The following is a 13,550-nucleotide window of genomic DNA, read 5'->3' as shown; positions in this document are numbered from 1 at the left end:
CCAGCGTCGCCGACAGCGGTGAAAGACGGAGCGCGGCCCTAGCGCGCGACGAAGAAATACAGCGCGAGCAGCGCCACTGCGGTGCTCGCCGCCGCGATCTTCAGCAGCAGCAAAAATGTTTTGTAGGTCTTTACGTGCTCGGCCCAGTCTCCGTTCGACTCCACCGGCGTGCGTAAGCTCGCCATCTCGGTCCTCCCAATTCTTGCTGACGCGCGCGTGACGCCGCACGCGAAGCTCATGCTAAACGAGCGGAAGCCTCAGGGCAACGCCTCCGGCGCGCCAGACCCTGCGTCGCGCCGACGCGCGGGGTGAGGCGAAACACAGACCGAGTTCGGGGTTTTGTTGGCGCTCCTTGCGCTCCGGGAGGGGAACATTCCCGCAGCGGCGGCGTTCCAACGCACGCTTGCGGCGCGCGGGCGATCCAAGCGCCGCTAAACCGGAGCAGGACGATGGGCCTCTTCTCAAAAGACATCAGGACGATCGACGATCTGTTCGTGCATATGCTGCGCGACGTCTACTACGCCGAGAACCAGATCCTGAAGGCGCTGCCGGAAATGGTCGAGAAAGCCTCCGATCCGCGGCTGAGGGAAGCGTTCGAGCAGCATCTGGCCGAGACCGAAAACCACGTGCGCCGGCTCGAGACAGTATTCGAGATGCATGGCGTGGCGCCTAAGGGCATCAATTGCCCGGCGATCGACGGCATTCTTGAGGAGGCCGATGAGGTCTCGGGCGAAACCGCAGACAATGAAGTGCTGGACGCCGCGCTAATCGCCAGTGCGCAAGCCGTCGAACATTACGAGATCACGCGGTACGGCACGCTGATCGCCTGGGCTAAGGAGCTTGGCCGCGAAGACTGTGCGCAGCTTCTCGCGGAAACGCTCGACGAAGAAAAGAATGCCGACCGCAAACTCTCTACGCTTGCCGAAGGGCGCGTCAACCGCAAGGCGGCTTAATACACGGCGCTCGATGAGGAAAGGCGCGGTCCTCCACGATAGGCCGCAAAAAAAGAGGCCCCGGACGTGATCGTCCGGGGCCTTGATTGTCGGCTGAGCGGCGAAGCGCCTAGAAGTCCATGCCGCCCATGCCGCCGCCGCCCGGCATGGCGGGCGGGCCTTCCTTCTTCGGCGCTTCGGTGATCGTCGCCTCGGTGGTGATGATCAGACCGGCGATCGAAGCGGCGTCCTGCAGCGCGGTGCGCACGACCTTGGTTGGGTCGATGATGCCAAGCTTCATCAGATCGCCATACTCGCCCTTCTGCGCGTCGAAGCCGTAGCCGTATTCGGAAGATTCGAGCAGCTTGCCGACCACCACGGCGCCGTCGCCGCCGGCGTTGTCGACGATCTGGCGCGCCGGCGCCTGGATCGCCTTACGGACGATGTCGACGCCGGTCTGCTGATCCGGATTGCCGACCTTGACGCCGCTAAGCGCCTTGATGGCGCGCAGCAGCGCCACGCCGCCGCCCGGCGACACGCCTTCCTCGACCGCCGCGCGGGTGGCGTTGAGGGCGTCGTCGACGCGGTCCTTCTTTTCCTTCACTTCGACCTCGGTCGCGCCGCCGACGCGGATCACCGCGACGCCGCCCGCCAGCTTCGCCAGACGCTCCTGCAGCTTCTCGCGGTCGTAGTCGGAGGTCGTCTCCTCGATCTGGCCCTTGATCTGGGAGATGCGCGCCTCGATGTCCTTCTTCTCGCCGGCGCCGTCGATGATCGTCGTGTTCTCCTTCTCGATGCGCACGCGCTTGGCGCGGCCGAGCATGGCGAGCGTGACGTTTTCGAGCTTGATGCCGAGGTCCTCGGCGATCATCTGGCCGCCGGTCAGGATCGCGATGTCTTCGAGCATCGCCTTGCGGCGATCGCCGAAGCCCGGCGCCTTGACGGCCGCGATCTTCAAGCCGCCGCGCAGCTTGTTGACGACGAGCGTCGCCAGCGCTTCGCCTTCAATATCCTCGGCGACGATGAGCAGCGGCTTGCCGGTCTGCACCACGGCTTCGAGGATCGGCAGCAGCGGCTGCAGCGTCGACAGCTTCTTCTCGTGGATGAGAATGTAGGGCTCGTCGAGTTCCGCGATCATCTTCTCGGCGTTGGTGATGAAGTAGGGCGAGAGATAGCCGCGGTCGAACTGCATGCCTTCGACGATGTCGGTCTCGGTTTCGAGGCTCTTGGCCTCTTCGACCGTGATCACGCCTTCATTGCCGACCTTCTGCATCGCCTTGGCGATTTCTTCGCCGATGAAGCTGTCGCCGTTCGCCGAAATCGTGCCGACCTGGGCGATCTCGTCGTTTGAGGTGACCTTTTTCGAATGCTGCTTGAGATCGGCGACGATGGCTTCGACGGCGAGATCGACGCCGCGCTTCAGATCCATCGGGTTGAGGCCCGCGGCGACTGCCTTGGAGCCTTCGCGGGCGATCGAAGCGGCGAGAACCGTCGCCGTCGTGGTGCCGTCGCCAGCGATGTCGTTCTGCTTGGAGGCGACTTCGCGGACGAGCTGAGCGCCGAGGTTTTCGAACCTATCGGCAAGCTCGATTTCCTTGGCGACGGTGACGCCGTCCTTGCTGATGCGCGGGGCGCCGAAGCTCTTCTCGATCACGACGTTGCGGCCCTTGGGACCGAGCGTGATCTTCACTGCGTTGTTGAGGATCTCGACGCCTCGCATGATGCGGTCGCGGGCGTCAGTGGCGAAACGGACGTCTTTTGCAGCCATTTAAAATTCTCCTAAGGGTTGGAAGCGAACGCGGCGTCGAGTCAGTCGACGATGCCGAGAATGTCGCTTTCCTTCATGATGAGCAGGTCATCGCCGTCGATCTTGACTTCGGTGCCGGACCATTTGCCAAAGAGCACGCGGTCGCCGGCCTTGACGTCGAGCGGGTTCAGCTTGCCGTTTTCGTCGCGGGCGCCGGGGCCGACGGAAACCACCTTGCCCTCTTGCGGCTTTTCCTTCGCGGTGTCCGGAATGATGATGCCGCCTTTGGTTTTTTCCTCGCCTTCGAGTCGCTTGACCACGACGCGGTCGTGGAGGGGACGGAACGCCATTGTGAATCTTTCCTTTTCTGGCCTGACGGGGTTCTTCCCCGCCAAAAAGGGATACGCGAACGCTTGTTGGCGCTCATGTAAGGTGAGTGCCAACAAGCGACTTGCACATAGGAGCCGGGCGTCGCGCTGTCAAGCCACGGGCCGCGCTAGCGCTGGCGCCGCGCTCGCGGCGCCAGCGATCCGCGAGGGGAAGGACCGGAGGCGAGGCGGCCCCCATGGATGGGGGCTGGGATCGGCAGACGCTGCGCAAACGGGACGGGTGCCAAGCGCTGCCGGCGGCGTGTCGACCTCAAAGGCGGGATCATGCAGCGCTTCGGTCGATTTTCACGGAGCGCTAGAAGCACCGCTCCTTCAGCATCACCGCAAACCAGCGCGATATTTGATATCGATCAAATACTCGCTTTTGGGCGATTCTCCCAAAAGCCCCAGCGCTCTAATGCAGGCTCACCATCTGCAGATGGTTCTCTCGGGCGTTGCCGATGCAGCCTTCTTCGGAGTCCGCAAGAACGATCGGCGCACCATCCGCGCCGAACAGCGCGAAGATCGTCAGTCCCGGCGCGATCTGGGGCGCGTGCGGGTAAAGCCGATTGACGTCCTCCGAGCGCATTGGCCGCACATAAGCGATGATACCATCGCCAAGCTGGGCGAACTGCTCGGTCGTCAGCGGCGCTTCTCTGGGTTCGGTCGCGGTCTTCATTTCCATTTCTGCCTCCTTGGCGGTCCTTTCGACCCGCCGTCGGCGCCCAAACAAAGCGGCGCGCCGTCTGAAATTAGATGTGCATGCTTTGGAGATTTTGAAGAGGCGGCGGCTACAGTCCGAGCGCAAGCCTCGCTGGATCTTCAAGCAACTCCTTGACCCGCACCAGGAAAGTCACGGCTTCCCTGCCATCGACAAGGCGGTGATCATAGGACAGCGCGAGATACATCATCGGCCGCGCTTCGATTTTGCCGTCGATCACGACCGCGCGCTCCTGAATCTTGTGCATCCCGAGGATGCCGGACTGCGGCGCGTTCAGGATCGGCGTCGACATCAGCGAACCATAGACGCCGCCGTTCGAGATCGTGAAGGTGCCGCCCTGCAGATCATTGATGTCGAGCGCGCCGTCGCGCGCCTTGCGGCCGAGTTCGGCGATGGTTCGTTCAATCTCGGCGAGCGACAGACGGTCGGCGTCGCGCACCACCGGCACGACGAGCCCCTTCTCGGTGCCGACGGCGACGCCGATGTGGCAAAAGCGCTTGTAGATGATGTCGGTCCCGTCGATCTCGGCGTTGACGGCGGGGATTTCCTCAAGCGCCTGGCAACAGGCCTTCACGAAGAAGCCCATGAAGCCAAGCTTCACGCCGTGCCGCTTCTCGAAGGGCTCCTTGTAGCGCTTGCGCAGTTCGATGAGCTTCGACATGTCGACTTCGTTGAACGTCGTCAGCATGGCGGCGGCGTTTTGCGCTTCTTTCAGACGGCGCGCGATCGTCTGGCGCAAGCGTGTCATCTTCACCCGCTCCTCGCGGCGGGCGTCTTCCTGCGGCAGGGGGACGCGGGGGGCAGGCGCCTCGACTCGCGCTTCGACCCTTGCGTCCTGGGCGGGAGCTTGCGCTTCCTGGGCAGGCTGTGGCGTCGCCGCCTGACGGGCGGCGAATTGAACGACGTCAGACTTCAGCGCCTGCCCGCGCTTGCCGCTGCCGGGGACCTGAGCAATGTCGATTCCCTGCTCGACGGCGATTTTGGCGGCGGAAGGCGAGGGCGGCGTCGCCGTTGCGGCGGGAGACGGCCCCGGCTGGGCGGCGGGCGCAGTCGGCGCCGGCGCTGGCTTGGGCGCGGAGGATTTGGCCGTAGCCTCGCCGCTGCCCTTCGCCGGAGCGGTCGCTCCCTCAGTGATCTGCCCGAGCAGCGCGCCCGGCTCTACGGTCTCGCCTTCCTTTGCCACGATCTCGGCCAGCACGCCGGCGGCCGGCGCGTTGACTTCGAGCGTGACCTTGTCAGTTTCGAGTTCGGCGAGCGCTTCGTCGGCGCGCACCGCGTCGCCTGCTTTCTTGAACCAGCGGCCGATGGTCGCCTCAGTCACCGATTCGCCTAAGGTCGGCACGCGAATTTCAGCCATCGGCCTTCTCTTTGCTCGCGTCGGGCGTCAAGCCGCGAACGCATCGTCCAGGAACAATTTCAGCTGCGCGAGATGTCGGGACATCGTGCCCGCGGCGGTCGAGGCCGAAGCGGGGCGCCCGACGTAGCGCGCGCGCTTCGACTTGCCGCCGGTCTGCGTCAGCACCCACTCAAGATAGGACTCAACGAAGGACCAGGCGCCCATGTTCTTGGGTTCCTCCTGGCACCAGACGACGTCGGCGTCCTTGAAACGTCCGAGCGCCGTGACGAGGTTCTTCAGCGGGAAGGGATAGAGCTGCTCGACTCGCAGCAGATACACATCGTCGACGCCGCGTTTCTCCCGCTCCTCGAACAGATCGTAATAGACCTTGCCCGAACACAGAATAACCCGGCGAATATTTTCGTCGGCTTGGAGAACGAACGTCTCGTTCGGCGCCGTTTCGGCGTCGTCGAGAAGCAGCCGCTGAAAGCTTGAGGCCATGCCCATCTCGCCAAGCCGCGACACAGCGCGCTTGTGCCGCAGCAGCGATTTCGGCGTCATCAGCACCAGAGGCTTGCGGAAGCTTCTGTGCAATTGCCGGCGAAGGATGTGGAAGTAGTTCGCAGGCGTCGTGCAATTGGCGACCTGCATATTGTCTTCGGCGCACAGCTGCAGATAGCGCTCGAGCCGCGCGGAGGAATGTTCCGGACCCTGGCCTTCGTAGCCATGCGGCAGCAGGCAGACGAGGCCGGACATGCGCAGCCATTTGCGCTCGGCCGACGAAATGAACTGGTCGAAGACCACTTGCGCGCCATTGGCGAAATCGCCGAACTGCGCTTCCCACAGCACCAGCGCATCGGGCTCGGCGAGCGAATAGCCATATTCGAAGCCGAGCACCGCCTCTTCCGAAAGCATCGAATTGACGACTTCGTAGCGTCCCTGGCCGTCGGCGATGTGATTGAACGGCAGGTAGCGGGCCTCATTCTCCTGGTCGAGGAGCACGCTGTGACGTTGCGAAAAGGTGCCGCGTTCGCTGTCCTGCCCGGAGAGGCGCACATTGTAGCCCTCATAGAGCAGCGAACTGATCGCCAGCGCTTCGGCCGTCGCCCAGTCAATCGGCCCGCCATGTTCAATCGCCGCCCGTCGATTGTCGAGAAAGCGCTGGATCGTGCGATGCAGATGAAAATCGGTCGGCGCCGAGGTGATCTTTTCGCCGATCTGCTGGAGCGTCTCCAGCGCGACGCCGGTCTGACCGCGACGCTCATTATCCGAGAGCTGCGAGCCTGATTTTTTTCCGGCCCAGCGGCCGTCGAGCCAATCCGCCTTATTCGGTCTGTAGCTCTGTCCGGATTCGAACTCCTGGTTGAGCCGCGCGCGCCACTCTTCCTTCATGCGGTCGACGTCGTCGCGCGAAATCACGCCCTCGGCGATCAGACGATCGGCATAAATATCGAGCGTCGTGCGGTGCGCTCTGATCTTCTTATACATCAGCGGCTGGGTGAATCCCGGCTCGTCGCCCTCATTATGGCCGAACCGCCGATAGCACCACATGTCGATGACGACCGGCTTTTGAAACTGCTGACGGAATTCGGCGGCGACGCGCGCAGCGAAGACCACCGCCTCGGGATCGTCGCCGTTGACGTGGAGAATCGGCGCCTCGACCATCTTGGCGACGTCGGACGGGTAGGGCGACGACCGCGAGTAGCGCGGATAGGTGGTGAAGCCGATCTGATTGTTGATGATGAAGTGGATCGACCCCCCGGTGCGATGGCCTTTCAATCCGGAAAGACCGAAACATTCCGCGACGACGCCCTGACCAGCAAAGGCCGCGTCGCCGTGGATGAGGAGCGGCATCACCGAACGGCGATCGCCGTCGGAGCAATGATGCTGATCCTGCTTCGCGCGCACCTTGCCGAGCACAACGGGATCGACGATCTCAAGATGCGACGGATTGGCGGTCAGCGAGAGATGCACCCTGTTATCGTCGAACACGCGGTCGGACGACGCGCCGAGATGATATTTGACGTCGCCTGAACCTTCGACTTCGTCCGGCAGGAAGGAGCCGCCCTTGAATTCATGAAACAGGGCGCGATGCGGCTTCGCCATCACCTGCGACAGAATATTGAGGCGGCCGCGGTGCGCCATGCCGAGAACGATTTCCTTGACGCCGAGCGCGCCGCCGCGCTTGATGATCTGCTCCATCGCCGGAACGATGGCTTCGGCGCCGTCGAGGCCAAAGCGCTTGGTGCCGGTGTATTTCACGTCGAGGAACTTCTCGAAACCTTCCGCCTCGATGAGCTTGTTGAGAATCGCGCGCTTGCCTTGCTCGGTAAAGACGATCTCCTTCTTCGGGCCTTCGATGCGTGCCTGCAGCCAGGCCTTTTCCTCCGGATTGGAGATATGCATGAATTCGAAGCCGATCGTGCCGCAGTATGTGCGGCGCAGGATCGTGACCATTTCGAAGAGCGTGGCGTAGCGCATGCCCAATACGCCATCGAGGAAGATTTTGCGCTCGTAATCCTCGTCGGTGAAACCGTAGGTCTGCGGATTGAGCTCGCCGTGATCGTGACGCTGCTCCAGTCCGAGCGGATCGAGATTGGCATGGAGATGGCCGCGCATGCGATAGGCGCGGATCATCATCAGCGCGCGCACCGAGTCGCGCGTCGCACGCAACACATCTTCGCCAGTGAGGGCGCGGGCGCCGGCGGGAGCGGCTGGCGCTTTATCAGGCGCCGGCGCCTCGCCGACGAGCGCGCCGACCCATTCGCCGTTTGGCGGCTGCGGCCAGTCGCGTCGCGCCCAACTCGGCCCGTCTAGGGCGGTCTTCTGCTGCGGCTTGAGGCCCATCTCGGCGAAGAAATTGCGCCAGTCGGGACTGACCGACGAAGGATCGGCTTCATAGGCCGCAAGCAGGCCTTCCAAATAGCTGGCGTTTGCGCCCTGCAGGAAGGATGTCGAAGCGAGAAAATCGTTTTGCGGCGAGCGTGCGCCGGCCGGCGCTGGTCCGGCGCCGCCATTGGTTTCAAAACGCGCCATCTCAATCTTTCCCAAAAGCGCCGGCGCTCAAAGGCGCCGACGACTTTCGAAGCGTTGAGCGGACCAGGGCGGCTAGCCCTTCAGCGCTTCGACCAATGTCTTACCGAGCCTTGCAGGCGAGGGCGACACTTTGATGCCCGCCGACTCCATGGCCGCGATTTTACTTTCGGCGTCGCCTTTGCCGCCCGAGACGATGGCGCCCGCATGGCCCATTCGGCGGCCAGGCGGCGCGGTGCGTCCCGCGATGAATCCCACCATCGGCTTCCTGCGGCCGCGCTTGGCCTCGTCTTTCAAGAATTGGGCCGCGTCCTCTTCCGCCGACCCGCCGATCTCGCCAATCATGATGATGGACTTAGTCGCCTCGTCGGCGAGAAACAACTCCAGCACTTCGATAAAATCCGTGCCTTTCACCGGGTCGCCGCCGATGCCGACCGCCGTCGTTTGACCTAAACCCTCGCGCGTCGTCTGGAACACGGCCTCATAGGTCAGCGTGCCGGAGCGCGATACGACGCCGACCGAGCCCTTCGAGAAAATATTGCCGGGCATGATGCCGATCTTGCTCTCGCCGGCGGTGACGACGCCCGGGCAGTTCGGCCCGATGAGGCGCGATTTGGAGCCGCAGAGCGCGCGCTTGACCCGGATCATGTCCTGAACCGGAACGCCCTCGGTGATGCAGACGATGAGCGGGATTTCCGCCTCAATCGCTTCGCAGATGGCGTCGGCCGCGCCCGGCGGCGGCACATAGACCACAGAAGCGTCGGCGCCGGTCTTTGCGCGGGCTTCGGCGACCGTGTCGAAAACCGGGAGGTCGAGATGGATCGAGCCGCCTTTGCCCGGCGAGACGCCGCCGACCATTTTGGTCCCGTAGTCGAGGGCCTGGACAGAATGGAAGGTGGCGGTTTTGCCGGTGAAGCCTTGAGTGATGACTTTGGTGTTCTTGTCGATCAGCACGGACATGAAGGCGAAATCCTGAAAGCAAGCGAAACGGCGCGCGCGCCTTTTACGTTCAAGCGAAAAACCGGCAGCCGCCGCCCGTCGTCGCCGGCGCGGAACCTATTGACAAAAGCTCGGCCGCACAAGGCGGCAAAGGCCCCTGCGACAGGGGGCCGCGATCGCCCTCAGGACCTCGACGACTGTGACGCCGCCAACCTTTATGATCAATGAACCAAAACAAAAATCGGCGGTCGTCCCCGGCTTTCGCTCCCCGGAGTCCCATCGCCGTCGCGCCCATCGCCTTGCGTCGGGATTAAATCTACAAAGAATGGGCGAAGAGGCGCGGCGCGTTCCCTGAGCTGAGGAAGGCCGACATGCATTCGCTTTTCGTTCTGCCGGTCGACTATTATCTGGCAAGCTGGTTCGCGCTGACCGCCGCCTGCACGCTCTACGTCGCAATCGATGGCGCCAAAAATCCCGAACCGGCAGTGATGAAATGGGGATTCGTCCTCGTTACGCTCTACACCGGACCCTTCGGCCTTCTGCTCTATGTACTGGCCGACAAGGAGCCGCGACCAGGGACGCATGAGCAATTCGTGCGCCCGCTGTGGAAGCAGGGGGTCGGCTCCACCATCCATTGCGTCGCCGGCGACGCGACGGGCATCATCCTCGCCGCCGTCATCGTCGCTTCGCTCGGCCTGCCGATGTGGCTCGACCTCATCGTCGAATATCTCGCAGGCTTCGCCTTCGGCCTCTTCATCTTCCAGTCGCTGTTCATGAAAGAGATGATGGGCGGGACCTATTGGGAGAATGTGCGGCGCAGCTTCTTTCCCGAATTCATCAGCATGAATTTCATGATGGCTGGCATGGCGCCGGTGATGAGCTTCCTGATGATGGGCCATGACATGCGCGCGATGGTTCCAACCGAACTGATATTCTGGGGCGTCATGTCGCTTGGCGTGATGGCGGGCTTCGCCACGGCCTATCCGTCAAATGTCTGGATGGTCGCACAGGGCATCAAGCACGGGCTGATGACCGAGCGGGCGCAAGAGGTTCCCGTCGAGAAACCCGCCGAACATCAGACGACTGAAAAGGTCGGATCGGATGCGGCGAGCCATCAGCATCACCATCACGGCGAACATTCCGGCATGAGCGAGGGTTCCGCAGCGCATCCCGAGAACGGTCCGCGCGCCGACCCCCGCGCCGCCTCGATGCATATGCATGCGACGCCCGAGGCAACCTCAGCACAGATCGCCGCTTTCAGCCTCGCGTCGCTCGTTCTTCTCGCCACCGGCATGCTCGCGCCCGCCAATTCGGTGAACATGCGGCTTTCGGCGCATGAGGTGGGCGGCCTCATCATGCCGCCGGGAATGCTCATGTATCGCGACACAACGGCCGACGCGATGCGCGAGATGAGTTTCGCGGATTCGCGGCTGGTTGACGCGCAGTTTCCGATTGAAGCCCGCGGCGATCGGGAGCTGCCTTTCACGATCGACACCGGCGTCAAGGTCTTCGAGCTTACCGCCTCAGTCATCCGCTGGCGCATCCTGCCCGGCGTCGCGGTCGACGCCTACGCCTACAACAATCAGATACCTGGTCCGCGCATCCATATTCGTGAAGGAGACAGGGTGCGCATTCGGGTGCGCAACCATTTGCCCGAAGCGACGACCGTTCACTGGCACGGGCTCATTCTTCCCAACGCCATGGATGGGCCGAGCGAGATCACCCAAGCGCCAATTCAGCCTTCCGGGTTCTTCGACTATGAATTCACCGCAAGGCAGCACGGAACCTATTTTTATCACCCACACGCCGAGCCCGACCGAACGCAGGCGCTTGGCCTCTACGGCGCGCTGATCATTGATCCCGCCGACGCCGCGGCGGAAATCGGCGCCGATCACGACTATGTCATTCAGCTGCAGGAATGGCTGTGGCGCGACGGCCTGACGTTCCCGGCGATGCCGATGGACGGCATGCAACCGAATTATTTCACCATCAACGGCAAATCCTATCCATCAACCGACACGATCCGGATGAAGCTTGGCGAAACGCTCAAAGTGCGCTTCGTCGGCACCAACAACGGCTTCATCCATCCGATGCACATTCATGGCGGACCGTTCGAAGTCGTCGCGCGCGACGGCGAAACGCTGCAAAAGAGCGCACGCTACCTAGCCGACACGGTCAATGTCGGTCCGGGCCAACGCTATGACGTCGTGTGGACGGCGCGGGAGCGGGGGAAGTGGCTGATCCACTGCCACATCCCCCATCACACCAGCAACGACAATACTGAAACTAAGGGCGGCGGCGGGCTGATGGCGATCATTGAAGTGGAGTAGATCCGCCATTGCGCGACGCTCTACTTCTGGGCTGCATAGGCCTCATTGACGTCCTCGACCGTGCGCAAACCGGGCTTCGGCGACATCACCAGCACCGCCATATTCCCCGGCGCATGTTCGTTCTTCCACATTTTGGTATGCGCCACCGGGATTTTCTCCCAGGAGAACACTTCCGACATGCAGGGATCGACGCGCCGGTCGAGAACGAAGCGGTTGGCGGCCGACGCCTGCTTCAGATGCGCGAAATGGGAACCCTGAATGCGCTTCTGACGCATCCACACATAGCGCGCGTCGAAGGTGAGATTGAAGCCGGTCGTGCCGGCGCAGAACACCACCATGCCGCCGCGCTTCACCACGAGACAGGAGACGGGAAAGGTCTGCTCGCCCGGATGTTCAAAGACGATGTCGACGTCCTTCTTGCCGGTGATGTCCCAGATCGCCTTGCCGAAGGCGCGCGCGTTTTTGGTCCATTCGTTGAATTCGGGCGTGTTGACCTTCGGCAGCTGCCCCCAGCACTTGAAGTCCTTACGGTTGATGACGCCCTTGGCGCCAAGCGACATCACGTAATCGCGCTTGCTCTCATCCGAGATGACGCCGATGGGGTTGGCGCCCGAGGCGGCGCAGAGCTGCACGGCGAAAACGCCGAGGCCGCCGGAGGCGCCCCACACCAGCACATTGTCGCCGGGCTTCAATTGATGCGGCGCGTGGCCAAAGAGCATGCGATAGGCGGTGGCGAGCGTTAAGGTGTAGCAGGCCGCCTCTTCCCAAGTGAGGTGCTTGGGGCGCTCCATGAGCTGGCGGTCCTGGACGCGGCAAAACTGGGCGAAGGAGCCGTCGGGCGTCTCATAGCCCCAGATGCGCTGCGAGGGTGAGAACATCGGATCGCCGCCGTTGCATTCCTCGTCGTCCCCATCGTCCTGGTTGCAGTGGATGATGACCTCGTCGCCGACCTTCCAGCGCTTCACTTTGGAGCCGACCGCCCAGACGATGCCCGAGGCGTCGGAGCCGGCGACGTGATAAGGATTTTTGTGAACGTCGAGGGTAGACACCGGCTCTCCGAGCGACGCCCAGACGCCATTGTAATTGACCCCGGCCGCCATCACGAGAACGAGCACGTCGTGGCTGTCGAGCTCCCAGGTCGGCAGGACCTCGAGCTGCATGGCGGTTTCCGGCGGGCCGTGCCGCTCCTTGCGGATCGCCCAGGCGTACATGTTTTTCGGCACATGCCCGAGCGGCGGAATCTCGCCCATCTCATAGAGGTCTTTCTTGTCGGTCAATTTTGGGCTCCTTGCCTTGCCGCCCTTGTCGGGCCTTGGCATTGGCGGGAGCTTATAGACGGGGCGGCGCCGCCCGAATAGTCCTAAGTTGCCGGCGCCGACTGCCCTTTATCGCGAAGCGGATCGCCCCGGCGCATTGCCGAATAGCGCTCCAACCCTTATCATTAAGCTGGTTAAGCCAGTTGATGGGACAAACGATGGAAATCGGCGCCTTTGAGGCAAAAAACACACTCGGCAGTCTCCTCGATCGAGTCGAGAAAGGCGAGGAAATCGTCATCACCCGGCGCGGTAAACCTGTCGCCCGGCTCGCGCCCGTACGAGCGGAGCGTAACATAGAGCGCGCGCGCAAGGCGATGGAAGAGCTTCGCGAACTCTCGAAAGGCAACAAGCTCGACGGTCTCAAGATCAAGGATTTGATCAACGAAGGGCGCCCGTGAGTCTGGTCCTCGATAGTTCAGTCGCGCTTGCCTATTGCTTCGACGAAGAGATCGCGCCTAAGATTCTTGTGACATTCCATAGGGTCATCGACGAAGGCATAGTCGTTCCAAGCTTGTGGCGATATGAAGTCGCCAATGTTCTGGCGCTCGCCGAGCGGAGGGGACGGGTGACGCTCGGCTTCCCGAAAATCGCCTTTGACCGGTTCGAGAAAATCTCGATTGTTGTGGACGAAGAGAGCGACGAACAGGCTTGGACAACAACAATACGGCTCGCCGCGCTCTACACGCTCACCGTCTACGACGCCGCCTATCTTGAGCTTGCGCAACGTCGCCGCCTGCCGCTGGCGACCCTCGACGCCGCCTTGGCGCAGGCGGCGCGCGTCGCCGGCGTCGAGACCCTGATCTAAGCCGCCCCGGGCCTCATCTTGTC

At 62.7% G+C, this 13,550-nt stretch carries 12 protein-coding genes; 4 read left to right on the top strand and 8 right to left on the bottom strand.

The window, feature by feature from the left end:
• Positions 1 to 38: 38 nt before the first annotated feature.
• A complete protein-coding gene (locus QZ964_RS11200) occupies positions 39 to 185 on the bottom strand; it encodes an aa3-type cytochrome c oxidase subunit IV (RefSeq protein WP_292531715.1) in 147 nt (48 codons plus the stop codon).
• A gap of 264 nt (positions 186 to 449) precedes the next feature.
• Here QZ964_RS11200 and QZ964_RS11195 point away from each other — a divergent pair, with 264 nt between their 5' ends.
• Entirely contained in the window at positions 450 to 953 is a 504-nt protein-coding gene (locus QZ964_RS11195; RefSeq protein ID WP_292531714.1) for a ferritin-like domain-containing protein, read from the top strand.
• Positions 954 to 1,062: 109 nt separating this feature from the next.
• Here QZ964_RS11195 and groL read toward each other — a convergent pair whose 3' ends face one another.
• From groL to sucD, 6 genes are all read right to left on the bottom strand, one after another.
• The gene (gene groL / locus QZ964_RS11190) at positions 1,063 to 2,700 is read right to left on the bottom strand and encodes a chaperonin GroEL (RefSeq protein ID WP_292531712.1); all 1,638 of its coding nucleotides are present in this window, start codon (positions 2,698 to 2,700) and stop codon (positions 1,063 to 1,065) included.
• A gap of 41 nt (positions 2,701 to 2,741) precedes the next feature.
• Positions 2,742 to 3,029, bottom strand: a complete 288-nt coding sequence (groES, locus tag QZ964_RS11185) for a co-chaperone GroES (RefSeq protein ID WP_292531711.1) — start codon at positions 3,027 to 3,029, stop codon at positions 2,742 to 2,744.
• A gap of 433 nt (positions 3,030 to 3,462) precedes the next feature.
• On the bottom strand, positions 3,463 to 3,732 hold the full coding sequence (locus QZ964_RS11180) for a DUF1150 domain-containing protein (RefSeq protein ID WP_292531710.1): 270 nt from the start codon (positions 3,730 to 3,732) through the stop codon (positions 3,463 to 3,465).
• Between the two features lie 106 nt (positions 3,733 to 3,838).
• Complete coding sequence (gene odhB / locus QZ964_RS11175; RefSeq protein WP_292531709.1) at positions 3,839 to 5,125, bottom strand: 2-oxoglutarate dehydrogenase complex dihydrolipoyllysine-residue succinyltransferase; 1,287 nt, start codon at positions 5,123 to 5,125, stop codon at positions 3,839 to 3,841.
• A gap of 27 nt (positions 5,126 to 5,152) precedes the next feature.
• Positions 5,153 to 8,140: a 2-oxoglutarate dehydrogenase E1 component gene (locus tag QZ964_RS11170; protein WP_292531707.1), complete on the bottom strand. Its 2,988-nt coding sequence runs from the start codon at positions 8,138 to 8,140 to the stop codon at positions 5,153 to 5,155.
• 72 nt (positions 8,141 to 8,212) lie between these two features.
• Complete coding sequence (gene sucD / locus QZ964_RS11165; RefSeq protein WP_292531705.1) at positions 8,213 to 9,097, bottom strand: succinate--CoA ligase subunit alpha; 885 nt, start codon at positions 9,095 to 9,097, stop codon at positions 8,213 to 8,215.
• Between the two features lie 350 nt (positions 9,098 to 9,447).
• On the opposite strand from sucD, the gene QZ964_RS11160 reads away from it, so the two are divergent.
• Positions 9,448 to 11,406, top strand: a complete 1,959-nt coding sequence (locus QZ964_RS11160; RefSeq protein WP_292531703.1) for a DUF4396 domain-containing protein — start codon at positions 9,448 to 9,450, stop codon at positions 11,404 to 11,406.
• A gap of 20 nt (positions 11,407 to 11,426) precedes the next feature.
• Here the strand turns inward: QZ964_RS11160 and ccrA are convergent, their stop codons facing one another.
• On the bottom strand, positions 11,427 to 12,683 hold the full coding sequence (gene ccrA / locus QZ964_RS11155; RefSeq protein WP_292531702.1) for a crotonyl-CoA carboxylase/reductase: 1,257 nt from the start codon (positions 12,681 to 12,683) through the stop codon (positions 11,427 to 11,429).
• A gap of 197 nt (positions 12,684 to 12,880) precedes the next feature.
• Here ccrA and QZ964_RS11150 point away from each other — a divergent pair, with 197 nt between their 5' ends.
• Together QZ964_RS11150 and QZ964_RS11145 are read left to right on the top strand one after the other, a co-directional pair.
• A complete protein-coding gene (locus QZ964_RS11150) occupies positions 12,881 to 13,120 on the top strand; it encodes a type II toxin-antitoxin system Phd/YefM family antitoxin (protein ID WP_292531700.1) in 240 nt (79 codons plus the stop codon).
• Positions 13,117 to 13,527, top strand: coding sequence for a type II toxin-antitoxin system VapC family toxin (locus tag QZ964_RS11145; protein ID WP_292531699.1), 411 nt, complete (start codon positions 13,117 to 13,119; stop codon positions 13,525 to 13,527). Before QZ964_RS11150 ends, QZ964_RS11145 begins: the two co-directional genes overlap by 4 nt.
• The last annotated feature ends 23 nt before the right edge of the window (positions 13,528 to 13,550 follow it).

Origin of the sequence: Methylocystis sp. (genome assembly GCF_021731785.1) — a bacterium.
GTDB lineage: Bacteria > Pseudomonadota > Alphaproteobacteria > Rhizobiales > Beijerinckiaceae > Methylocystis.
The sequence above is the reverse complement of the archived record's forward strand: the minus strand, read 5'-3'. Positions and strand labels throughout refer to the sequence as shown.